Raw genomic sequence first — 21,989 nt, forward strand, 5'->3', positions numbered from 1 at the left:
GCAGCCGCTGTATCAAGCGTACGGTGTTCGTAAGCTTTCAAACGGATACGGATTTTTTTGTTTGCCATCTTTTTCTCCTTTTCGTCTATTTAAGATAATAGGCTAGCTCCACAAGAAAACCGACGCGCGTTGCGTGGCAATGCAACCGAGCGTGTCGCAACCTCTTGCATCAAAGCTAAAGCTGTAATTTACAGCACCATAATAGAATAACACAAAGCCCCTGCGATTGCAAGGGATTTGACAGGTTTTTTTAAATTTTTTAGATGAAACTGTTTTCTTATTCCATTTTAATAAATTTTCATATTTAAGTGCTAGATTATCTGTCTTTTCTTCTATATAATATAATGTTAGTTTTAATTTGAAATTTATCATCTGATTGGTCTACCAAGATATCAGCTCTTGACTCGGTTTCTTTATAGTATTGTAGATACTGCTCTCGTCTCATCTGCTGACTAGCTAATATAAAGGATGCATCGCGATTTCTCACAGTCGTATCTCGAGCTAGTCGTCTCTTTAATTCAGTCTCCTCATCCGTGTAGAAACAAATGGTTTTGTCAAAGAGTTCCTTGGGTAGAAAACCTACAGACATTCCTTCGACTATCAGAATTGGTTTTGCTCCCGATAAGATCTCACTAGCCTTCCAAGGTTCTTCTATTGTCAAGACATCCATACTCGCTTGCAGAGCAAGAATATCTCTTTGTAAACTTGCCAGCTCATGTGCTACCGGTAAACATGCTGTCACCTTTTGGTCTGGTGTCTCTTTAGGTACCACTAAATGTCGTCCCGAAGTAATATAGGGATCTGTCTCTAGTAAATTTACCTTTTCAGCATCCAATACTTGGTATAATTCTTGAGCAAAAGTTGATTTCCCTGAAGCGCCGTGGCCGTAGATACCCAGTGTTTTTACTTTTCCAGTTTCTATCTCTGAGACCAGTTGTTCTATTAAGTCTTTTTTCTTCATTCTCTCTTCACCTGTTCATAGCTTTCTTTTCCATCGTTAAGCTTGTCCCAAATGACTACCTTTCCACTTTGGAGAGACTTTTGCACATCGATAATCCGTTGGTTGGAAGAGCCACGGAACTGAAGCATGAGATTACGCTTGCTTTTATCATATCGACCATCTACCAGGATATCAATCAGGGATAAAAGTTCTAGTTTATCAGGCGTCTCCAACATCATTTCTTCCCAGGTGTATCCTGTCCAAGACCAGATGTCTTTTTCTGGCAATTCCTTTCGAATGCGTTTTACAAGGGGCAAAAGAATACCTGTATTGAGGAATGGCTCTCCTCCCAGCAAAGTCAATCCTTGAACATAGGGCTGGGCTAAGTCTGCCATGATTTGTTCTTCCAACTCTGGAGTATAAGGAATTCCTGCATTGAAAGACCAGGTAGCTACATTGTAGCAACCTTCACAGTGAAACATACAGCCTGCTACATAGAGAGAATTGCGCACCCCTTCTCCATCCACAAAGTTAAAAGCCTTATAGTCAATGATACGCCCTTGACTAAGCTCCTCACTCTTCCACTCGCCTGGTTTTGGTGTATTCCATGTCATGCTTTCTACTCCAACTCTATCCAATAGCGCTCCGTTCCATTTCGAACATCCTCCAACTCTCCACCATTAGCTAAGATAACAGCTCTGCTGGCAGGATTTTCCGTGCTACAAGTCACCAGAGCACGATGGATGTTCTTTTCCTTGGCAATTTGCAAACCCTGACGGAGAGCTTCCTTAGCATAACCTTTGCCTCTTTCAGATGGGCGAATAGAATATCCTATATTCCCTGCATAATTCAGCAGTCCCTCATTCAATCTCAATCGTAAATTTAAAAAACCTAAAGCATGGCCTGATTCATCAAACAATACGAACTGAATTGATGGGACGCGATTTTCAGGCAAGTTTATTCCCATTTCTTTATTAAGGTTAGTTTCTAGCCAATTCTCGTAAGAAAAACCCTCAGTATCCCAAAATCCGCCATCGTGGGCTGATTGGCTTTTTTCAAATTCTGTCATCATCTCTAAAACAGTTTCTTTATCTGCTAATGTCGGTCTGCGTAGTATCATCTTTGCCTCCAACTAAGAGAAAAGCGAGAGCGGACTCTCACTTTTTCTTATTCTTATTTAAAAATTGCTCTCTAAGGCTAGCCACTCGGTCTTTTTTATTAACTCCACCCTTTGAATGCTTTTCGTGGAATCGTTGTACCAAGGCCTTGCCCTTATCATCTAATTGATATTTTCCCATGCTATCTCTTTCTAATTTCTTACTTCATGCCCTGCTGTTTTAATGGTTGAACCGTTCATGTGTTTGACACGCGCAGCAATTTCCTTGTGACGACCGTTAACCATTGGACGAGCTTGTGGATTCCCAAGATATCCGCAGGTTCGTTTAACCACATCTACTGTTTTAGGATCGCTATTACCACAGTTGGGACAAGCAAAGCCTCTCTCAGTTGGATCAAAATCTCCTTCAAAATCACACTTGTAGCAACGATCAATCGGAGTATTAGTTCCTAGATAACCTACTCGATCATAAGCATAGTCCCAAACAGCTTCCAAGGCCTTTGGATTTTGTTGAAGAACTGGGTACTCACAGTAATGGATAAAGCCACCTGATGCACCCGCTTCTGGATAAACCTTCTCGAAGTCCAATTTTTCAAAAGGAGTTGGATTTTTACGGACATCATAATGGAAGGAATTTGTGTAGTACTCTTTATCCGTTATATCTGGAATAGAACCGAATTTCTCTGTATCCAAGCGACAGAAGCGGTCTGTCAAACTTTCAGATGGTGTCGAATAAATAGAGAAGTGATAGCCATATTGGTCTGACCACTCTTCTACTCGATGTTTCATATCTCGAATGATATCAAGGGTGAATTCTTTAGCTTCTGAATTGGTTTCCCAATTGTTGCCAAAGAATACTGTCGCTACTTCATAAAGTCCAATGTAGCCAAGCGAAACAGTAGCACGGCGATTCTTAAAGAGCTCGTCAACACTTTCTTCCTTACCAAGGCGACGTCCGAAGGCTCCATATTGATAAAGAATTGGTGCATTAGCTGGAGTGGCTTCCTTGGTTCTTTCCACACGATAAACTAGAGCATCTTCTGCGATATTCATACGTTCGTTGAAAATTTCCCAGAACTTGTTCAAGTCGCCTTCAGATTCAAGGGCAATACGAGGAAGATTGACCGTCACGACACCTAGATTCATACGGCCAGAGTTAACTTCAACTCCATTTTCATCCTTCCATCCTTGAAGGAATGAACGACATCCCATCGGAACTTTGAAAGAACCTGTCAACTCAATAATCTTATCATAAGACAAGACATCTGGATACATGCGCTTAGTTGCACACTCAAGGGCCAACTGCTTGATATCGTAGTTAGGAGAACCTTCCTCCAAGTTAAGTCCTCTTTTAAGAGTGAAGATCAATTTAGGGAAGATAGCTGTACGATGTTCTGAACCAAGCCCCTTGATTCGAATGTTCAAGATAGCCTTTTGAATTTCTCGTTCAAAACGATTGGTTCCTAGACCGAAACCAAGGGAAGTAAATGGCGTTTGACCATTTGAAGTGAAGAGGGTATTGATTTCATACTCCAATGATTGCATAGCATCATAGATGTCTTTTTGGGTTTTCTTCCAAGCATATTCTTCGCGTTTATCAGGTAGGACCCATTCCTCTGCATCCTTGAGGTGTTTTTGGTAATTTTTTTCTGCATAAGGAGCCAAGACTTCATCAATACGGTCTGCTGAACAGCCTCCATACTGACTTGATGCAACGTTGGCGATGATTTGCGATATCTGAGCAGTCGCAGTCTGAATAGACTTAGGACTCTCTACCTCAGCATTCCCAATCTTAAAACCATTTTCCAACATGCCCTTGAAATCAATCAGACAGCAGTTGGTCATCGGAGTGTAAGGGCTATAGTCCAAATCGTGATAGTGGATATCCCCTTTTTGGTGGGCATTAGCCACATGCTTAGGAAGCATTTGAAGACCGATTGATTTTCCAACAATTCCTGCCGTCAAATCACGCTGGGTATTAAAAACATCACTATCTTTATTAGCATTCTCATTGACAACTGCCTGGTCTTTGTTGAGAAGTTTATGGATACTGAAGTTGATATCTGTTGCTTTTGAGCGCTCAAAATCCCTTTGAGTTCGGTAAGTGATATATTCCTCTGCCAAGGCATATTCTTTAGCTTCCAATAACTCATGTTCTACGATATTTTGGATTTCATAGATTTTTACACCTTGAGGAAAACGACTATGAATCTCTTCTACAATACGTTCAACTAGAGTATTAAGACGCTTTTCGACCAAGGGGGTTACATCCATGACTTTTTCCGCAGCCTTGTGCAAGGCTTTGTCAATCTTATCTACATCAAAAATGACGCGTCTACCGTCGCGCTTTTCAACAAATAAGGTTGGATCAGGGTTTGTTTTCTCTTCCAATACAATCATATCCAGGCTCTTTTCTTAAATATTCTTTCTTAAAGTATTATATCACTATAAAAATAAAAATCAATATCTAGTAGCAAAATTCATATTTTCATAAAATTTACACTAGATATTGATTATTTTATTTTAATTTGTAAAGTTTAAAGTCTTTGAATTCACTTTGAACTGGTTGATAACTTTCTGCCAGAAGCTGTTCTACTTCTGTCCACAGAGCTGTTTTGGTATTGACCACAATCACTTTAGGCTGATTATCACGTAAATCATTGACAAGTTTGCTACGATTTGCATCCAGGCCAGTATATAATTTTGGTGATAGCAACTGACTAGCTGCTAAACGTTCACTAGTCTTATAACCATTAGTAAGATCATCCCATAGATAAATACGATCTGTTGCCTGTGTTTGTCCTTTAACCGTAGTTTCTATACGAGTTCGTTCTTGATATTGTTCTGAGTGAAGAACATAACGGGCGACCAGAGGAGCCAAAAATAGGTAGGCCAAAGCTAAAATCGGCAAATAGACATTACCCTGAAGAAATATTGCCCATATTGAGGGTACTTCTCGATGTCTTCTACGGCGATTGGCTCCTTCTAATTCCCCAGTTCGAATGTGAGTCAATAGAAGAATGGACAAGAAAGGAAGAAAAGTAGCTAGACGACTACCGTGAATCGGTTCTGTAGAGAAAATTTCCAATCCTAGTAACAATAGGATTGCTACTGAAGCAAAAATAGATAAGACGTATTGCTTGCTTGGCTTAGACTGGAAAAGCCCTGTAAATACGAATCTTAATCCTCCAAGACCAATTGTTAACAATCCATAAAAAAGGAGGTTGTCCAGCAAGGCTGGATTGGACATAAACTTCAAACTATCTACTGGATAGAGAATTTGACTAATAGCATTCCCGAAACTCCCATTATAAGCCGTATAGTAACCAATTGGATAAAAGAAAAGTGAGAACCCAAGACCAGCTGCAAAGAATTGATAGAACCCATGAACCAAGCGACCACGTCCGATATTAAAGGCTAATAAGGCTAAAAACAAGACAAGAGTATATAGAACTGCGACTAGAGGGGCCAAGAAGAAGGCAAGCGCCAAACTCATCCCGATACGCACAAAACCTTTGTCATGATTATACTCTACCAAATACCTTGTTACTAAACTAAGAGCGTAAAACAGAAATGGAAGGGCCAAAATGGTGGCATAACCACCGCCAAAGCTAAGTCCTCCAGCAAGAAGATAAAAGATTGTCAACACTTGTTGCGACTGCTTGTTCTCCTCCGTCAAGGTGTAAGTTGAACGGAAAAGAAAAATCCCAGCACCCACTAGAGCAAGCCAAGTAAAGGCTGCAAACAAAATACTACCCTTGCTTAGATACTGTAAAAAGTAATAGAGAAGACCACTCGTTCCAAAATAGTCTGTGTAGATATCTCCACCCTGGTGCATCGCCCATCCCATATAAAAATCTTGTGCCTGCTCTGGGCTAGTTAGTCCTAGCAAAAAAGGAAGAACTACAGATACAAGTACAACTAGAGTGCTCCAGATTAGGATCTTAAATAATGGTAAGGGAGCAGATGAACTTGGTTCATCCTCGAAGCGCTCCTCTCTCCCAACTAAATCATCCTGAATTCCCGTCCAAGATGGAGTTGGTTCCTCTTCTAATCTGCCATATACGTTCATTCATTCTCTCCTATGTTTTAATTTGTTCTAGTATATCAAAAAGTCTAGAGCTTGTCAGCCTGTGGTGGCCATTTGTCTAACTTTTGACAGAGACTAGTGAAGCGCTCAATCTCATAAAAACGATGATAGGGAGCATTTTTATAGTGGTCTAAAAAATTTTTTTCTTCTACCGTCAGCATGGTCATTCCTCCTTTTCTCTTTATTCGAAAATAGAGGACGATTCTATCAAAAAAGCTGAATTCCTAAAAGAGAATTCAGCACTTTGTATTTAGTCAGCCTTTTTTTCTAAATTTTTTGAAATGCTTCGATTTTTACCTTCCAGATACACCATGAGAATGGAAATATCTGCTGGGTTAACCCCAGAAATACGGCTGGCTTGACCGATGGTTTCTGGATTAATGAGCTTGAACTTCTGGCGAGCCTCTGTCGCGATGGAGTCAATATCATCCCAGTCGATGTTGGCTGGAATACGTTTTTCTTCCATGCGTTTCATCTTAGCAACCTGATCCATGGCTTTTGAGATGTATCCTTCGTACTTGATTTCCGTTTCAATCAATTCGATAATTTTGTCATCCAATTCTTCAGCAGCAGGTCCGATGAAGGCAACCACATCTTGGTAAGAGACTTCTGGACGACGGAGGAACTCCTTGGCAGTGACTGCATCAGTCAATGGTTTGAATCCCATCGATTCGACCTTGGCATTGGTTTCCTTGACTGGCTTGAGTTTGATACTGTCTAGGCGTTTCATCTCATTGTCAAATTGATTTTTCTTGATCTCAAAGCGTGCCCAACGTTCATCATCCACAAGACCAATCTCGCGTCCCATCTCTGTCAAACGCATATCCGCATTGTCATGACGGAGGATGAGACGGTACTCAGCACGACTGGTCAAGAGACGGTAGGGTTCAATGGTACCCTTTGTTACCAAGTCGTCAATCATCACCCCGATATAACCGTCACTGCGCTTCAAAATCAATTCAGGCTTGCCTTGGATCTTCAGAGCCGCATTGATACCAGCGATAATCCCTTGTCCAGCAGCCTCTTCGTAACCTGACGTTCCATTTGTCTGACCAGCTGTGAAAAGTCCTGAGATTTTCTTGGTTTCCAGAGTCGCACGCAATTGATGAGGCAAGACCATGTCGTACTCGATAGCATAACCAGTTCGCATCATCTCTGCATTTTCCAAACCTTTGATGGAATGTACCAAGTCACGTTGCACATCCTCAGGAAGGCTGGTTGAAAGCCCTTGAACATATACTTCTTCTGTATTGCGTCCTTCTGGCTCAAGGAAGAGTTGGTGTCGTTCCTTGTCCGCAAAACGCACAATCTTGTCCTCAATCGATGGACAGTAACGAGGCCCCACTCCCTTGACCACACCTGTAAACATAGGCGCACGGTGGAGGTTGTTTTGGATAATCTCATGACTAGTACCATTGGTATAAGTCAACCAGCATGGAACTTGGTCCTTGACATAATCTTCGTCACGTGAAGTATATGAGAAGTGATTAGGCGCTTCATCTCCTGGCTGAATCTCTGTCACATCGTAGTTGATAGAGGAAGCCTTGACACGTGGAGGGGTTCCTGTCTTGAAACGACCAATTTCGAGGCCCAATTCCTTGAGATTATCAGCTAGGTTAATAGAAGCTAGGCTGTGGTTTGGACCTGACGAGTACTTGAGATCTCCGATGATGATTTCCCCACGGAGGGCAGTCCCTGTTGTCACGATAACAGCCTTGGCAGCATACTCTTGATGAGTCGCTGTACGAACACCGACAACCTTGCCATCTTCCACCAAAATCTCATCAATCATGGTTTGACGAAGAGTGAGATTTTCTTGGTTTTCAACTGTCTTGCGCATTTCCTTAGAGTAGAGCTCCTTGTCAGCTTGCGCACGAAGGGCACGAACAGCTGGACCTTTCCCAGTGTTAAGCATCTTCATCTGGATGTAAGTCTTGTCAATGGTCTTGGCCATTTCCCCACCGAGAGCGTCGACTTCGCGCACGACAATCCCCTTGGCAGAACCACCGATAGAGGGATTACATGGCATGAAAGCCAACATTTCAATGTTAATAGTCGCAAGTAAGACCTTGCAACCCATACGGCTAGCTGCTAGGGAAGCTTCCACCCCAGCGTGTCCCGCACCAATTACAATAATATCGTATTCTTCCGTAAAATTATAAGTCATTTCTTAACCTTTCAAAAATTTCTCGCAAATAAGGAACTAACTTCTCCTCCTCTAGAGCTTGATCCATAGTAACCCATTTAAAGTGCGTATGCTCTTTAGGATCTAATCTGATAATTGGCTTCTCCCCAACCCACTCTGCTTTATAAACTAAGCGAGTAAAGACAGTATCCTTAGAGGTATCCAGTTGACTATCTTCGTGAAGAAGTTTGAGCGAACTGCTGTCTAGCCTAACTCCCGCTTCTTCAATACATTCTCTAAGAGCTCCATCTCGCGGAAGTTCACCCCTTTCAACCCCGCCACCAAGAATATCCCAGTAAGTTGGATAAACGTTGGGTTGTCCTCTTTTAATTTCCGAACGCTGAATGAGTAAATAATCACCACCACTATGAACAAGTACATGGGCAATAAGCTTAACCATCATTTTCTCTCCTATTCGTTAAGATGGATGTGTCGTAATTGTCCGTCCCAATTTGGCAGGGCTGTTTTCAAAAAGGCTGGAACTAGCTGAATATCCTCAAGCTTGTCCAAATCAATCCACTCACAGGGCTGCATTTTCTCATCTTCCTGCATGGTCAATGGGGCATCCTCAAGTAAGTCCACTAAATAATGAAACTCGATGTTGTGATAATAGACGCCGTCTTCTTCAAAACGATTTTCAACCACAAAAGCTAGCTGCCCAGCTTGAGCTTTTACACCCAGTTCTTCCCTCACTTCACGGACTACCGCGTCTTCCGTGCTTTCATTGACTTGAATCGCACCGCCGATAGTGTAATACTTGCCCTTATCTTTTGTGACTAGAAGTTTGCCATTTTGGAGAATCAAGGCTGTCGCCCGAACGCCAAAAACTGTGTTCCCCACCTTTGTCCGAAAGTCTTGTTGAGTCATTTTTATCCTTTCCTCTAAACGACACAAAAACAGTCAAAACTCGTAAGAAGTGCAGAACAAAAAGCCTGCAATATCCATGAGCTTTGACCATCATGACTATTGTTAAAGTTATTTTATCAAATCAAATCATTTTGTCAATGCAAATCACTGTTTGAGCAAGGTCTGCACACTGACGATAATCATCTGTATTCCTATCGAGAATAGTAAAAGTCCCATCATTTTCGTTATAATTTTCATCAAATTTTCTCCCAAGAAGCCTGCAATTTGTTTTGCACTTCTTAACAGGAGATAAGTGATGACACATAGTAGAGCAAAAGCAACTACGGTTATCAGTTGATTCTGCAAACCTCCATTAGCCAGACTTAAAGCAGTTGTAATTGTACCTGGTCCCGCAAAAAGTGGCATTGCAAGAGGAGAAATAGCAATAGACATTGGATCTGAATTTACTGCTTGCTGCTCCATTCCTTTATAGCTGGGTGAATGATTACCATTAATCATATGATAACCGATAACGGCCACTAATATTCCACCAGCAATTCTGAAAGAAACAATTGTAATTCCAAATACTTTAAAAATGAAATCTCCTGAAAAGATAAAAACAGTTACAATAACAAAGGCAATCAAAAGACTCCTAAAAGCAATTTTTCGTGAAATTTTTTGACTATCATCTGCTACTAAAGCCATGTAAGCAGGAAGATTTGAAATTGGGTTCATTATAGCGAAAAATGCCATAAATGCATAAAAAAATTGAGAACTCATCGTTTTTACTTAACTCCAGTTAGACATACTGACAAACCTTGCCATCGCGGTAGGCATTGTCAATCAAACCGCCACCGAGACACTCTTCACCGTCGTAAAAGACAACTGCCTGTCCTGGTGTAATGGCACGCTGAGGTTCTGCAAAGATGACTTCAGCCTTATCTCCTTTGACATGGACGGTCACCTTAGAATCAGGCTGACGATAGCGGAATTTAGCCGTGCATTCTAGCGTAAATTCCTCTGGCATATCACGAGTAAAGTGGACCTGACTGGCTTCTAAGCTAGTCGACATGAGCGAATCATGGTAGAAGCCTTGGCCTACATAGAGAATGTTCTGGCTCAAATCTTTGCCGACAACAAACCAAGGAGCATTATCACCACCGTGTTGCCCACCGATACCGAGTCCCCCACGCTGACCGATCGTATAGTACATCAGACCAGCATGCTCACCCATATCGCGACCATCCACAGTCATCATGCGACCAGGCTGAGCTGGTAAGTAGTTACTGAGAAATTCTTTAAAGTTCTTTTCTCCGATAAAGCAAATCCCTGTTGAGTCTTTCTTCTTAGCAGTCGCAAGGCCTGCTTCTTCTGCTAGTCTGCGAACTTCAGGTTTTTCCAAATGTCCCAAAGGGAACATGGTCTTTTGGAGTTGTTCTTGTGAAAGTTGGCTGAGGAAATAGGTCTGATCCTTGCCATTGTCCACGCCACGAAGCATGTGAACGATGCCATCCTCATCACGCGTCACACGGGCATAGTGCCCAGTCGCTACATAGTCTGCTCCCAAGGTCATGGCATAGTCCAAAAAGGCCTTGAACTTGATTTCCTTGTTACACATAACGTCTGGATTTGGCGTGCGTCCTGCACGGTATTCCGCTAGGAAATACTCAAAAACGCGGTCCCAGTACTCTTTTTCAAAATTTACAGAGTAGTAGGGAATGCCGATCTGATCTGCTACTGCAGCCACATCCTTGTAATCTTCGGTCGCCGTACAGACGCCGTTTTCATCTGTGTCATCCCAGTTCTTCATGAAGATACCGATTACATCGTAGCCCTGCTCCTTGAGAAGAAGAGCCGTCACCGACGAATCGACACCACCACTCATCCCCACGACAACACGTGTTTTAGAGTTATCACTCATGGTAAGTCTCCCATCTATTCGTTTATTCACGATTGAAGGTCGTGTGTGCTTCACGATTGAAGGTCGTTTGAGCAGTTTTCATTATAACATGCTTGGTTGGAGAAGACAAGAAAGAGGCTGTCAATCGACCAATCTCTGGTTTTATTGATAAAAACTTTAGTCATCATCGTCTCTATAAAAATATTTTCTATACACCCTTGATAATATCAAAATTAATGCCCATATCGTACTAAGAGCTATAATAATAGAATTTATTGGATTTATTTCAGTATGTCCAATCACTAGTCCAATAATTGGACTAGTAGACATGCTTAGATATAATAAAAATAACAAAAAATGAATTTCACCAATTCCTGCAAAAAAATGTTTCATTTTAACTATCCCAATTTTACCTTTCATCTTTATTATTCATTAACAAATCTATTGACTTCTCTTTTTTTAAAAAATCTTGATAGCAAGTTTACTCCACTTAAAGCCATTAAAATTTCAATGGGCAGAATTTCTCCAAGCGAAAAATGCAAACTGACAAAGTTCCTACTAAAACACTATCCTCCCAGCAAATAGAGAGTCAGCAAAAATAAAACAACCGAAATTGGCAGAAAAGCAGCACGATTTGTTTTACAAAAAATGGCATAACAAAGACTACCTATCGAAAACGTCATAATAACTTCAATAGTTATCTTTAGAGCAGGGTAATATATATTTTTAATAAAAAGAATTAAAAGGATAAACAATACCAATGAACAAAGAACGGATTTGATATAAAATTTTAAATGAATCATAATTTATTTTTTAGATTCTACCTACTATAGATAAAATCACCTTTCTTATTTTCTTATCGTGGTATCCACTTTAATTTCTATATTCTTATGATACAATATGTTTAATAGAATTCGATTTATTGTTAACTTTTTTCACGAAGAGGAGAAAATCATGCGCTATGATTTCGGGAAAGTATATAAAGACATACGCGAGTCAAAAGGATTGACCCAAGAAGAGGTCTGTGGAAATGTCCTTTCAAGAACCAGTCTTTCCAAGTTTGAAAGTGGCAAGGCAACTCCAAAATATGAAAACATGGAGTTTCTTCTCCGTCAAATCAATATGAGTTTTGAAGAGTTTGAATACATCTGCCATCTCTATCAGCCGAGTCAACGGACAGAAATCATGCAAACCTATCTCAATACAAGTTCCATCTTTGGTACCAGTAGTCTAGTCAATTTATTTGAAACATGCCAAGACTATCTCAAGATCCATCACGATCTCCCTATAGAGGAAATCAGAGATATGCTGGAAGTTGTCATTTATATCCGTCAACATGGAACAGGACAACTTTCAATCCAAGTGGAACAAACGGTCAAAAAGCTTTGGGAAAAAATTGAAAAACAGGATACATGGTATGAAAGCGACCTAAAAATCCTCAACACCATACTTTTTAGCTTTCCCATCGAACACCTCCACCTCATCACTGAACAAATCTTGCAGCGCTTGGAAGAATATAAAAACTATCGACATTTATATGAATTACGAATGACAATCCTACTCAATCTGTCCACCATCTACTTGTACAATCAAGATAAAAATACCTGTCAACAAATCTGCTACACCTTACTAGAGGACGCCAAGAAAAAGAAAAGATACGATATTTTAGCAATCACTTATGTTCGAATAGGTATTTGCACTAGTAATGAACATCTTATTCAAAAGGGCTTCTCCCTTCTGGAGTTAACCGACGAAACCTCAATGCTATCTCACCTCAAAAAGGAAGTGAATACCTGTTATCAAGCAAAGGAAATATAAAAAAGTCGAGGAAATCCCTCGACTTTTGCATCTTATTCTGCTAGTCAGTTCTTAGTACCAACCGTTGTTAAGCCAGAAGTTCTTAGCAGCTGTCCATGAACCGTAACGTCCTGCAACGTAAGCGTCTGCTACACGTTCTTGGTTTTCTGCTGAATAGTCACCGTTCAAGTATGAATCTGTCAATTGGTAACGTCCGATGTAACGTCCGTTTGTAGCTGTGTAGCTACCGCCTGATTCTTTTTGAGCGATCCATTCTTTAGCTTCTGCTTCAGATCCGCTGACGGTTGAAGTTGATGCTGAAGTTTCTGTTGTAGCAACAGTTTCTTCTGCTACAGTTACGCTTGCTGCTGGTGCTTCATAAGTTGTTGTTTCAGTAGCTGCAGGTGCTGCTACTGGAGCTTCTGCTGTCGCAGCTGAAGTAGTTGAAGTTGCTGGTGCTTCACCATCAATAACCAATACTTGGTCTACATAGATCAAATGAATATCTTTAATCTTATTTTTTTCTGCCAATTTTTCAACAGTTGTATTGTATTTTTCAGCGATTCCTGATAGAGTGTCACCTGATTTTACTGTGTAAGTTGTTGTTTCTTGTGCAAAAGTAAGTGATGGTGCAAGGAAAGCAAGCGCTGCTGCTACTCCTACAAGTCCTGTTTTAATTTTGTTAGTTGTTGATTTCATATTAAAAGATTCTCCTTCTTTCTTATATTTCCATCATACCCTACTATTATTACTGTTTCTTGACGGTTTTATGTAGAAATGTTACAAGACTATGTTTTATTTCGCTTAAACAGCCTCTTTTTGTTACAAAAGGCCTGATTTTATAGGCTTTATGGGGATTTTAGATATTTTATCATGGAATTGAGCGCTTGCATCTAATCTTTGATATAATAGAGTTAAGAATCTTTTTAAGGGGAAACAGATGCAATCACTTCGTTTTCAATCTGTCTTTGATATCATTGGGCCAGTCATGATTGGCCCATCTAGTAGTCACACGGCAGGAGCTGTTCGTATCGGTAAAATCGTCTCTTCTATCTTTGACGATACTCCAACCGAGGTCGAGTTCCAGCTTTTTAATTCTTTTGCAAAAACCTATCGCGGGCACGGAACTGACCTAGCCCTTGTCGCTGGAATCTTGGGAATGGACACAGATGATCCAGAAATTCCAAATAGTTTAGAAATTGCCCACAAGCGTGGCATCAAAATTGTCTGGACTATCCAGAAAGACAGTAACGCCCCTCACCCAAATACTACGAAAATCACTGTTAAGAATGAGCACAAGACCATCAGTGTGACAGGAATTTCAATCGGTGGTGGAAATATCCAGGTAACAGAGCTCAATGGCTTTGCCGTATCTCTCAACATGAATACCCCTACCATTATCATCGTTCATCAGGATGTTCCTGGTATGATTGCTCATGTAACAGAGGCCCTCTCTCGCTTTGACATTAACATCGCCCAAATGAATGTAACCCGAGAAAAAGCTGGTGAGAAAGCCATTATGATTATCGAAGTTGATAGTCGCAACTGTGATGAATCTATCGAAGAGATTCGTAAAATTCCTCATTTGCATAATGTCAATTTCTTTCAATAGGAGAAAATATGTTTTACTCTATCAAAGAATTAGTCGAACAAGCCGAACTTGATTTTCAAGGCAATGTTGCTGAGCTCATGATTACGACCGAGTTTGAGCTAACAGGTCGTGAACGTGAAGAAGTTCTCCTTCTCATGGAGCGCAACCTTGAAGTCATGAAAGCTTCAGTTGAGCTTGGTCTTAGTGAAAAGAAATCTCGTAGCGGTTTGACAGGTGGAGATGCTGCCAAGCTTGACCACTACATCAAAAAAGGAAAGACCCTATCAGACTTCACTGTCTTGTCTGCAGCTCGTAATGCTATCGCCGTTAATGAACACAATGCCAAGATGGGGCTGGTCTGTGCGACACCTACTGCTGGTAGTGCAGGCTGCCTTCCAGCCGTTCTCACTGCTGCTATTCAAAAGTTGGATTTAACTCATGAACAACAACTAGACTTCTTATTCGCTGCAGGTGCTTTTGGACTCGTGATTGCTAACAACGCTTCTATCTCGGGAGCCGAAGGTGGCTGCCAGGCCGAAGTCGGTTCAGCTTCAGCCATGAGTGCCGCTGCCCTAACTCTAGCTGCAGGCGGAACGCCTTATCAAGCGAGCCAGGCTATCGCCTTCGTTATCAAAAACATGCTCGGTCTCATTTGCGACCCAGTTGCAGGTTTGGTTGAAGTTCCTTGCGTCAAGCGGAATGCCATGGGAGCAAGCTTTGCCTTCATCGCAGCCGACATGGCTTTAGCTGGTATCGAATCGAAAATTCCAGTTGATGAGGTCATTGACGTCATGTATCAAGTAGGATCTAGCTTACCAACTGCCTTTCGTGAAACTGCTGAAGGGGGGCTCGCTGCCACACCTACAGGTCGTCGCCTTCAAAAAGAAATCTTCGGCGAATAATTTCATCATTATGAGGAGAATCAATGTCATCTATATCTGCTATCTTTTTTGACTTAGATGGAACGCTAGTTGATAGTTCTATCGGTATCCATAATGGTTTCACCTATACCTTTGACCAACTTGGAGTTTCTAGTCCTGGTGCCAAAACCATTCGAGGTTTTATGGGGCCCCCACTAGAAACCAGCTTTGCTAGTTGTTTGCCAGCTGAGCAGATAGAGGAAGCCATCCAGCTCTATCGTTCTTATTATAAGGAAAAGGGTGTGTACGAAGCCCAACTCTTTCCACATATCAAAGATTTACTTGTAGAACTAGCTGAGCATTATCCTCTTTATATCACTACTACGAAGAATACACCAACCGCAGTTGACATGACTAGCAATTTTGGGATTGACCACTTCTTTGATGGCATTTATGGTTCAAACCCTCAAGCACTACACAAGGCAGATGTCATCCGTCAAGCTTTGACAACTCATAACTTGGAGCCAGAAACAGTCGTTATTATTGGAGATACCAAGTTTGATATGATTGGTGCCAAAGAAACTGGCTTAAAAAAACTAGCAGTTACTTGGGGATTCGGTGAGGAGAAAGACCTCATGGGCTATAATCCTGACTGGATTGCTCACCACCCAACAGACATTTTACACCATCTACAATTAAAACGTTAAACAAAAGACTCCCAGCCTAAAAGTTAGGTTTGGGAGCTTTTTGTCTGATCATAATGAGGAGAATGACATTCCCCGTATTCGTCCAATTATTCAAAAGGGGAAACTTCTTCGCTTTCAACTTCTTTAGGTCTATTGATTGTTACTATTTCTACTTCCTTACTTGGCATGGCTAGCAGAACTAATAGAGCAAAACGTCCAACCATTGGAACAAAGTGAAGGAAGATAAAGGCCCAGTGGAAACCTCCATCACGCAAACGGCGAATCTTTAACGCTAAAGTAGGCAACAAAAGGAGTAGAGCCAAAATGGCATAAATACTGACAACCAATATAACTAAAGTAAAGTTCAGAGAAGGACCTTGGTTTATTTCTTTATTGAAGATAAGGATATACAGGGGGAGGAACAAGATATGATTCATCAGCCAAACCCACCAATACTCTGGACGTGTTGAGCGTCCTACAAAATCTACATAACCTTTTAAAAAATTTATATAAGCCCTAAACAAGATATTTCTCCTTTTTAACAACTGTATACTATAAAGTAGCCTCATTGTTCTAAAACACTCCCAAATCTATTTTTAGATATGGGAGTGTTAGATATTTACTTAACAATATAAAGAAAACTCTAAAACAGTTTCACTTGTAAAACCTGAACTTCTTAGTTTTTGTCTGATTCTTCGAATGGTGAAACTTCTACAACTTCTTCAGTTTCATTGATGGTCACTACTTCTACTTGTTTCGTTGGCATAGCTAACAAAACTAAAAGAGCAAGAGGTCCAACCATGGGAATAAAAATGATAAAGATTAGAGCCCAGTGGAAACCAGCATCACGTAGTCGACGAACTGTCAATGCAAGTCCAGGTAAGAAAAGTGCTATACCGAAGATCATATAGATAATAGCAATTCCACCCAAGGCCATAAGAGCCGCCTCATTTCTTGGATTTGCTAGTGCCTTAAAATATACTGAGTAAAAAGGGACAAGGAGGATCATATTTGTTAGCCAAATCCACCAATACTCTGAGCGTGTTGAACGGCCTGTAAAATCTACATAACCTTTAAAGAAATTCTTATATGCGTTAATCATAAGTTACTCCCTATTTTTTTAATTCATACGAAATGAAAATGAAAGAGCAAATTAGAAAGTTCGTTATAAACCATATCTAAGTACAGTCAAACGATGCAGACCTCATTTACTTTGATTTTCAAATAGTATAAATTTAGTTTACCATAAATGTTCAACAATGACAAGTTTGTTTAAAAATTGGTAAAGGAGTAGCAGTTATCAAGAAAAGGTATAATTCCACTCACCTCTAACATGAAGCTAGGAATCATACCTTTTTTCTTTTTTAATGAATGTGAGTTGTTTCGTTTGCAAAACCGATAATAGCTTGCTTCAACTCTGAACCTTGCAAGGCACGGAATTCTTCAATCTTTTGATTGATGACTTCAAGTGGCATGACATTAACCTTACCAACAAAAATCTTATCCATGACTTGATTATCAACTAATTCAGTAGATACCAACAACTCCTCATAGAGTTTCTCACCTGGACGAATCCCCACTTCTACAATCGGAATTTCATTTTCAGTACGTCCGCTGAGAAGAACCATTTTCTTGGCCAAATCATAAATCTTAACTGGTTTGCCCATATCAAGGATAAAGACTTCTCCATCTTTAGCATAAGCTCCTGCATGGATCACCAAACGGCTAGCTTCTGGAATGGTCATAAAGTACCGAGTCATACGGAAGTCCGTCACAGTCACTGGACCACCCTCTGCAATCTGACGCTCAAATACTGGAATCACACTACCACGGCTACCAAGAACATTCCCAAAACGAACCGCACAATAGGTAGACTGACTACGTTGGTTGAATCCTGTAACAATCAACTCTGCCACACGCTTGGTAGCTCCCATTACGTTTGGTGGATTAACGGCCTTATCGGTCGAAATCATAACCATCTTCGGTACCTTAGCGGCGTCAACTGCCTTGGCAACATTGTAAGTTCCAAGGATATTATTTTTAAAGGCTTCTTTTGGATTACGTTCCATCATTGGCACGTGCTTATGGGCAGCAGCGTGGTAAACAATGGCTGGTTGGTACTGCTCAAATACTTGAAGTAAGCGATCGTAGTCTTGGATGTCTGCAATCACAGGAACATAGTCAATTCCTTGGAAGCTACGAATCAATTCATGATAAATCAGATAAATAGAGTTTTCCCCATGACCCAAGAGAACCACGCGCTCTGGATTAAAGCGACTAATCTGACGGCAAATTTCAGACCCGATAGAACCTCCTGCACCTGTCACTAAGATGGTTTTTCCAGTAATTTCTGGTCCTAGACGCGACTCATCTAGTTGAATTTCTTTACGTCCCAAAAGGTCCGTAATATCGATTTTTTGGAAACCACCTACCTGAGGATGCAATCCTTGTACAACCGACTCAATCTTGGGCATCTTATAACACTTCAAGCCAAGTTGGTTACACATTTTCAAGATGCGCTCATACTCTGACGGATCAAGAGAAGGAATCGCAACAATGACTTTCTCAATCTGATGACGTTTTGAGAGTTCTGGTAACTGTTCATAAGATCCTAAGACTGGGATTCCTCCTAGTTTTTGGCCTTTTTTCTTCTCATCATTGTCCAAAATACCTACTAACTCAAGATCACTCGTAGGATGCTGGTAGCTGTTCATAAAGAGAGCTCCACCGTCTCCCGCACCAATCAAGAAGGTACGACGATGTTCCCCTTCTCCATCACCCTTTTTGCGTCTAGAATAGATCAACTGCCAAGTGATACGAGGGAAAAGAATCAAGAAGGTTGTCAACAAGATAAAGAGGACAATAAAGCGCACAGAGAAAAGTGGCAAGAAGGCATAACATAGGAGATAGGACAAGACACTGCTGACACTTACTCCGATGAATATCTTCATAAAGTCTGTGATTTTGCTATAGCGACTAATGCTAGCATTGAGCCCCCAGAATCCAATCATGATTTGATAGAAAAGGAAGGTCAAGCTTGTATAGATGACATAGTCCACAGGAGCTGGATTGATCAATCCATAAAACAAGATATAAGAAACAATGATTGAGGAAATCATGCTGGCAGCATCAAAAATCCCCCAAAAGACTTGTTTCTGTTGTTTATTTAACACTTCAACCAGATCAATTACATAATCTGTCATTTTTTTATTCATGTGAATGGTATCCTCCTACACAAAATCACATTTTCTAGTAATTACAAGATATTTTTCTAAAACCGATTAGTTATTTGCGTTTTCTCAATAGTTTTAAAAATATAAACTGTCGAACAAAGCCTGGACATAGGGCTACGACAACTTGGATTAAAACACTTTTCAGATATTCGCCATAAGAAATCTGTCCACGCGCGTGCATTCTTTGACGTGCCTGGCGATAGAGTTTAAGATAGCGAAGGCCACCACGGCGTTCAAACATCCCCGCTCCCACGCGTACCTTACAAAGAATCTGATCCACATTTCCAGTCCGAGCACCAGCGCTAATCATATTAAGCCAGAGCAAATCGTCTTCCATATAAAGACCGTCTTCGTAGTTGCCTGCTTTTAAAACCATCTCTCTTTTGAACATAACAGTCATGTGATTAAAGGCACTTCTCATACGTTGGTAGGCGATAATCTCTTCGTGCTTAATCGGCACACGACGGTAAGAAACAATTTCATCAGGTTGATCGATGAATTCTGCAATATGACCGCCTAGTAGATCCAAATTTTCTGTTTCCATCAAGTCAAACTGTTGCTCAAAACGGTCTTCGACAGCAATATCATCTGTATCCATTCGGGCAATAACATCATATTGGCACTGTATAACACCATACTTGAGTGCCAATCCTAGACCACGATTTTGCTCAAGCGGACATCGTTTAATTGGAATGCTTGACTGTGCTTCCAATTCCTCCAAAACTTGATATAGTTCAGGTGTCAGCGGACCATCTTCAACGATAACCACTTCGCTTGGTTGGAGTGTTTGATGTAAGATGCTCTCGACCGCATCTTTCAAAAAGGCTGGATTCTCTTTGATATAGACTGACATCAAGACACTAAATTTCCGATTTTCAGACACAGCAGTTCTCCAATGTATAGATTTTCTTTCACTATTTTATCACAAATTCCCAGACTTTCCTATTTTTATTTGAATCCAAGAAAAAAACTAGTAAATCTATCCTTCTTTTTTCCCCATGATTTCCCTCAACTAAGGAGCGGAGTTTCTCACACCATCTTGACATCTATTGGAAAAAGCCTTAAAATAAGCTGTTATCAAAATCAGTTTATTGAGGTTCACATGAAAAAACGATCACTCTTTTTTATTCTAGGAATTATCTTAATCGGAGCGGTCTTAAGAGCTCCTTTTACGGCCTTACCAACTGTTTTGGGAGATATTGCTCAAGGTTTAGGAGTTGAGGTCAGTTCACTTGGGGTTTTGACCAGCCTTCCACTCTTGATGTTTGCTCTTTTCTCCTCTTTTGCGACGCGTTTGGCTCAAAAGATTGGACTCGAGCACCTTTTTACCTACAGTCTCCTCGTCTTAACCGTCGGTTCAGTGATTCGTATCTTCAATCTTCCCCTTCTCTATCTGGGAACCTTACTCATCGGAGCAAGTGTCGCTATTTTTAACGTACTTCTTCCTAGTATGATTCAAGCAAACTACCCACAAAAGATTAGCTTCCTGACAACGGTTTATGTGACGACTATGGGAATCGCGACAGCACTAGCTTCCTACCTCTCTGTACCCATTACTCAGGCAACATCTTGGAAGGGGCTGATTCTCTGCCTGTCCATGGTCTGCCTGCTAACCTTATTGGTCTGGTTCCCCAACCATGGCCACAATCATTTCCTAGAAGGGCATGAAGAGAAAAAAGAAAAAGAGAATATCCTAAAAAGCAAGCAAGTTTGGGCTATTATTGTCTTTGGTGGACTTCAGTCCCTACTCTTCTATACCAGCATGACCTGGTTACCAACCATGGCCATCAGTGCAGGGCTAGCTCATACGGATGCCGGACTTCTGGCTTCTATCTTTTCACTAATTAGCATTCCCTTCTCCATGACCATTCCAAGTTTAACGACGCGTTTGTCAAATCGTCACCGTCAAATCATGTTAACAATCATCTCTCTGGCTGGTATGTTAGGAATTGCCATGCTTTTATACCCAAGTAGTAATTTCTTTTATTGGCTGATGGCTCATCTCTTGATTGGTACTGCCTGTAGCGCTCTTTTCCCTTACCTCATGGTTTGCTTCTCCATCAAAACCAGCTCTCCTGAAAAGACGGCCCAATTATCTGGACTTGCCCAGACCGGTGGTTACATTCTAGCGGCCTTTGGACCAACTCTCTTTGGTTACAGTTTTAACATGTTCCAGTCTTGGGTTCCAGCGGTACTGATTCTTCTAGTAATTGATATCATCATGACAATCGCCCTCTTTATGGTGGATCGAGCGGATAAAATACTCTAAAAAATTTTAGAATTTACTACAATAAACTCACTTTTCAAGCTAGACATCTGTCTGGCTTTTTTCTTTTACAAAGGTTTGAAAGGCCTCCTCACAAGACTTTCGTTAAGCTAAAACATGCTATAATATACATAGGAAGATTTATCGTTTAAATTTGATAAAGAAGACCATGATGGAAACAACTATACAATTTATCTCTCAAAGAAGTCGAAACTCTCTCAATTGAAGGGGATTGTTTTTCCCCTAAAAACATCCATGTAGATTCCTCTAACTTTTTAAATGATATACCATAGTTACGCTATTTCAACTTTTTTACTGGTATCCTAAAAAGTAAGGATGCAACTTCAATCATTAATCTGATAAAGCTAGAATATCTAACAATCAAACCTTCCAAGGAGGTTAACCTTTTGCATCATAAAATCCTTCAATTCCCAAAATTGAAGGACGGCTCAGTCATTGAGAAACCAGAAATCTATCT

At 40.7% G+C, this 21,989-nt stretch carries 23 protein-coding genes and 1 pseudogene; 5 read left to right on the top strand and 19 right to left on the bottom strand.

The genetic code is table 11. The features are described 5' to 3' along the window. The 14 genes and pseudogenes from PCY17_RS08750 to PCY17_RS08815 all read right to left on the bottom strand — a co-directional run. A pseudogene (locus PCY17_RS08750) lies at positions 1-68 on the bottom strand (30S ribosomal protein S10); the annotation flags it as partial. 248 nt (positions 69-316) lie between these two features. Further along, a complete protein-coding gene (locus tag PCY17_RS08755) occupies positions 317-961 on the bottom strand; it encodes a uridine kinase (RefSeq protein ID WP_301393348.1) in 645 nt (214 codons plus the stop codon). Beyond that, positions 958-1,554 carry an anaerobic ribonucleoside-triphosphate reductase activating protein gene (gene nrdG / locus PCY17_RS08760; RefSeq protein ID WP_045613165.1) on the bottom strand — a complete coding sequence of 199 codons (597 nt, stop codon included), beginning with the start codon at positions 1,552-1,554 and terminating at the stop codon, positions 958-960. The genes PCY17_RS08755 and nrdG overlap by 4 nt, the downstream gene beginning before the upstream one ends. Before the next feature lie 5 nt (positions 1,555-1,559). Next, positions 1,560-2,060: a GNAT family N-acetyltransferase gene (locus tag PCY17_RS08765; RefSeq protein WP_301393350.1), complete on the bottom strand. Its 501-nt coding sequence runs from the start codon at positions 2,058-2,060 to the stop codon at positions 1,560-1,562. Between the two features lie 37 nt (positions 2,061-2,097). Then, positions 2,098-2,238, bottom strand: coding sequence for a hypothetical protein (locus PCY17_RS08770; RefSeq protein ID WP_000521611.1), 141 nt, complete (start codon positions 2,236-2,238; stop codon positions 2,098-2,100). A gap of 11 nt (positions 2,239-2,249) precedes the next feature. Continuing rightward, entirely contained in the window at positions 2,250-4,457 is a 2,208-nt protein-coding gene (gene nrdD, locus PCY17_RS08775; RefSeq protein ID WP_301393353.1) for an anaerobic ribonucleoside-triphosphate reductase, read from the bottom strand. 118 nt (positions 4,458-4,575) lie between these two features. Further along, entirely contained in the window at positions 4,576-6,129 is a 1,554-nt protein-coding gene (locus PCY17_RS08780) for a damage-inducible protein CinA (RefSeq protein WP_301393355.1), read from the bottom strand. Positions 6,130-6,173: 44 nt separating this feature from the next. Then, positions 6,174-6,308 carry a hypothetical protein gene (locus PCY17_RS08785; RefSeq protein WP_301393357.1) on the bottom strand — a complete coding sequence of 45 codons (135 nt, stop codon included), beginning with the start codon at positions 6,306-6,308 and terminating at the stop codon, positions 6,174-6,176. Positions 6,309-6,397: 89 nt separating this feature from the next. Then, positions 6,398-8,314: a tRNA uridine-5-carboxymethylaminomethyl(34) synthesis enzyme MnmG gene (mnmG, locus tag PCY17_RS08790; protein ID WP_301393358.1), complete on the bottom strand. Its 1,917-nt coding sequence runs from the start codon at positions 8,312-8,314 to the stop codon at positions 6,398-6,400. Continuing rightward, positions 8,304-8,735, bottom strand: a complete 432-nt coding sequence (locus tag PCY17_RS08795; RefSeq protein WP_301393359.1) for an NUDIX hydrolase — start codon at positions 8,733-8,735, stop codon at positions 8,304-8,306. The genes mnmG and PCY17_RS08795 overlap by 11 nt, the downstream gene beginning before the upstream one ends. Positions 8,736-8,743: 8 nt before the next feature. Beyond that, positions 8,744-9,199 carry an NUDIX hydrolase gene (locus PCY17_RS08800; RefSeq protein ID WP_045762459.1) on the bottom strand — a complete coding sequence of 152 codons (456 nt, stop codon included), beginning with the start codon at positions 9,197-9,199 and terminating at the stop codon, positions 8,744-8,746. Positions 9,200-9,343: 144 nt separating this feature from the next. Beyond that, a complete protein-coding gene (locus tag PCY17_RS08805) occupies positions 9,344-9,958 on the bottom strand; it encodes a MarC family protein (RefSeq protein WP_002894248.1) in 615 nt (204 codons plus the stop codon). Between the two features lie 19 nt (positions 9,959-9,977). Next, positions 9,978-11,099 carry a tRNA 2-thiouridine(34) synthase MnmA gene (gene mnmA / locus PCY17_RS08810; RefSeq protein ID WP_301393363.1) on the bottom strand — a complete coding sequence of 374 codons (1,122 nt, stop codon included), beginning with the start codon at positions 11,097-11,099 and terminating at the stop codon, positions 9,978-9,980. Between the two features lie 156 nt (positions 11,100-11,255). Beyond that, the gene (locus PCY17_RS08815; RefSeq protein ID WP_301393427.1) at positions 11,256-11,471 is read right to left on the bottom strand and encodes a hypothetical protein; all 216 of its coding nucleotides are present in this window, start codon (positions 11,469-11,471) and stop codon (positions 11,256-11,258) included. 561 nt (positions 11,472-12,032) lie between these two features. Between PCY17_RS08815 and PCY17_RS08820 the strand changes: the two genes are divergently transcribed. After that, the gene (locus PCY17_RS08820) at positions 12,033-12,896 is read left to right on the top strand and encodes a helix-turn-helix transcriptional regulator (protein WP_301393365.1); all 864 of its coding nucleotides are present in this window, start codon (positions 12,033-12,035) and stop codon (positions 12,894-12,896) included. 51 nt (positions 12,897-12,947) lie between these two features. Here the strand turns inward: PCY17_RS08820 and PCY17_RS08825 are convergent, their stop codons facing one another. Next, entirely contained in the window at positions 12,948-13,574 is a 627-nt protein-coding gene (locus PCY17_RS08825; protein ID WP_000843474.1) for a LysM domain-containing protein, read from the bottom strand. Between the two features lie 241 nt (positions 13,575-13,815). On the opposite strand from PCY17_RS08825, the gene sdaAB reads away from it, so the two are divergent. Genes sdaAB through PCY17_RS08840 form a run of 3 tightly spaced genes read left to right on the top strand, consistent with a single transcriptional unit; the run spans position 13,816 to position 16,033 of the window. Beyond that, on the top strand, positions 13,816-14,487 hold the full coding sequence (gene sdaAB / locus PCY17_RS08830) for an L-serine ammonia-lyase, iron-sulfur-dependent subunit beta (protein ID WP_001191178.1): 672 nt from the start codon (positions 13,816-13,818) through the stop codon (positions 14,485-14,487). An 8-nt stretch (positions 14,488-14,495) separates the two neighbouring features. Then, the gene (gene sdaAA / locus PCY17_RS08835; RefSeq protein ID WP_301393368.1) at positions 14,496-15,368 is read left to right on the top strand and encodes an L-serine ammonia-lyase, iron-sulfur-dependent, subunit alpha; all 873 of its coding nucleotides are present in this window, start codon (positions 14,496-14,498) and stop codon (positions 15,366-15,368) included. 23 nt (positions 15,369-15,391) lie between these two features. Continuing rightward, a complete protein-coding gene (locus tag PCY17_RS08840; RefSeq protein ID WP_301393370.1) occupies positions 15,392-16,033 on the top strand; it encodes an HAD hydrolase-like protein in 642 nt (213 codons plus the stop codon). A gap of 86 nt (positions 16,034-16,119) precedes the next feature. Here the strand turns inward: PCY17_RS08840 and PCY17_RS08845 are convergent, their stop codons facing one another. The 4 genes from PCY17_RS08845 to PCY17_RS08860 all read right to left on the bottom strand — a co-directional run bounded on the left by PCY17_RS08845 (position 16,120) and on the right by PCY17_RS08860 (position 20,128). Continuing rightward, positions 16,120-16,536 carry a DUF805 domain-containing protein gene (locus PCY17_RS08845; protein WP_049504842.1) on the bottom strand — a complete coding sequence of 139 codons (417 nt, stop codon included), beginning with the start codon at positions 16,534-16,536 and terminating at the stop codon, positions 16,120-16,122. 152 nt (positions 16,537-16,688) lie between these two features. Then, complete coding sequence (locus PCY17_RS08850) at positions 16,689-17,114, bottom strand: DUF805 domain-containing protein (RefSeq protein WP_301393374.1); 426 nt, start codon at positions 17,112-17,114, stop codon at positions 16,689-16,691. A gap of 262 nt (positions 17,115-17,376) precedes the next feature. Beyond that, positions 17,377-19,227 (bottom strand): nucleoside-diphosphate sugar epimerase/dehydratase, encoded by a 1,851-nt coding sequence (locus PCY17_RS08855; RefSeq protein WP_301393376.1) that lies wholly within the window; start codon positions 19,225-19,227, stop codon positions 17,377-17,379. A gap of 70 nt (positions 19,228-19,297) precedes the next feature. After that, positions 19,298-20,128, bottom strand: coding sequence for a glycosyltransferase (locus PCY17_RS08860; protein WP_301393377.1), 831 nt, complete (start codon positions 20,126-20,128; stop codon positions 19,298-19,300). A 219-nt stretch (positions 20,129-20,347) separates the two neighbouring features. Here PCY17_RS08860 and PCY17_RS08865 point away from each other — a divergent pair, with 219 nt between their 5' ends. After that, a complete protein-coding gene (locus PCY17_RS08865; protein ID WP_301393379.1) occupies positions 20,348-21,514 on the top strand; it encodes an MFS transporter in 1,167 nt (388 codons plus the stop codon). Positions 21,515-21,989: the final 475 nt, after the last annotated feature.

The organism is Streptococcus sp. SO2, assembly GCF_030440025.1.

What these genes read in the sequence shown, in the direction of transcription:
- PCY17_RS08785 (WP_301393357.1), bottom strand. Translation starts at nt 6,308, where the DNA reads ATGCTGACGGTAGAAGAAAAAAATTTTTTAGACCACTATAAAAATGCT.
- PCY17_RS08820 (WP_301393365.1), top strand. Translation starts at nt 12,033, where the DNA reads ATGCGCTATGATTTCGGGAAAGTATATAAAGACATACGCGAGTCAAAA.
- PCY17_RS08825 (WP_000843474.1), bottom strand. Translation starts at nt 13,574, where the DNA reads ATGAAATCAACAACTAACAAAATTAAAACAGGACTTGTAGGAGTAGCA.
- PCY17_RS08795 (WP_301393359.1), bottom strand. Translation starts at nt 8,735, where the DNA reads ATGATGGTTAAGCTTATTGCCCATGTACTTGTTCATAGTGGTGGTGAT.
- nrdD (WP_301393353.1), bottom strand. Translation starts at nt 4,457, where the DNA reads ATGATTGTATTGGAAGAGAAAACAAACCCTGATCCAACCTTATTTGTT.
- PCY17_RS08855 (WP_301393376.1), bottom strand. Translation starts at nt 19,227, where the DNA reads ATGAATAAAAAAATGACAGATTATGTAATTGATCTGGTTGAAGTGTTA.
- sdaAA (WP_301393368.1), top strand. Translation starts at nt 14,496, where the DNA reads ATGTTTTACTCTATCAAAGAATTAGTCGAACAAGCCGAACTTGATTTT.
- sdaAB (WP_001191178.1), top strand. Translation starts at nt 13,816, where the DNA reads ATGCAATCACTTCGTTTTCAATCTGTCTTTGATATCATTGGGCCAGTC.
- PCY17_RS08850 (WP_301393374.1), bottom strand. Translation starts at nt 17,114, where the DNA reads ATGATTAACGCATATAAGAATTTCTTTAAAGGTTATGTAGATTTTACA.
- mnmA (WP_301393363.1), bottom strand. Translation starts at nt 11,099, where the DNA reads ATGAGTGATAACTCTAAAACACGTGTTGTCGTGGGGATGAGTGGTGGT.
- mnmG (WP_301393358.1), bottom strand. Translation starts at nt 8,314, where the DNA reads ATGACTTATAATTTTACGGAAGAATACGATATTATTGTAATTGGTGCG.
- PCY17_RS08800 (WP_045762459.1), bottom strand. Translation starts at nt 9,199, where the DNA reads ATGACTCAACAAGACTTTCGGACAAAGGTGGGGAACACAGTTTTTGGC.
- PCY17_RS08805 (WP_002894248.1), bottom strand. Translation starts at nt 9,958, where the DNA reads ATGAGTTCTCAATTTTTTTATGCATTTATGGCATTTTTCGCTATAATG.
- PCY17_RS08780 (WP_301393355.1), bottom strand. Translation starts at nt 6,129, where the DNA reads ATGAACGTATATGGCAGATTAGAAGAGGAACCAACTCCATCTTGGACG.
- PCY17_RS08765 (WP_301393350.1), bottom strand. Translation starts at nt 2,060, where the DNA reads ATGATACTACGCAGACCGACATTAGCAGATAAAGAAACTGTTTTAGAG.
- PCY17_RS08815 (WP_301393427.1), bottom strand. Translation starts at nt 11,471, where the DNA reads ATGAAACATTTTTTTGCAGGAATTGGTGAAATTCATTTTTTGTTATTT.
- PCY17_RS08755 (WP_301393348.1), bottom strand. Translation starts at nt 961, where the DNA reads ATGAAGAAAAAAGACTTAATAGAACAACTGGTCTCAGAGATAGAAACT.
- PCY17_RS08770 (WP_000521611.1), bottom strand. Translation starts at nt 2,238, where the DNA reads ATGGGAAAATATCAATTAGATGATAAGGGCAAGGCCTTGGTACAACGA.
- nrdG (WP_045613165.1), bottom strand. Translation starts at nt 1,554, where the DNA reads ATGACATGGAATACACCAAAACCAGGCGAGTGGAAGAGTGAGGAGCTT.
- PCY17_RS08865 (WP_301393379.1), top strand. Translation starts at nt 20,348, where the DNA reads ATGAAAAAACGATCACTCTTTTTTATTCTAGGAATTATCTTAATCGGA.
- PCY17_RS08840 (WP_301393370.1), top strand. Translation starts at nt 15,392, where the DNA reads ATGTCATCTATATCTGCTATCTTTTTTGACTTAGATGGAACGCTAGTT.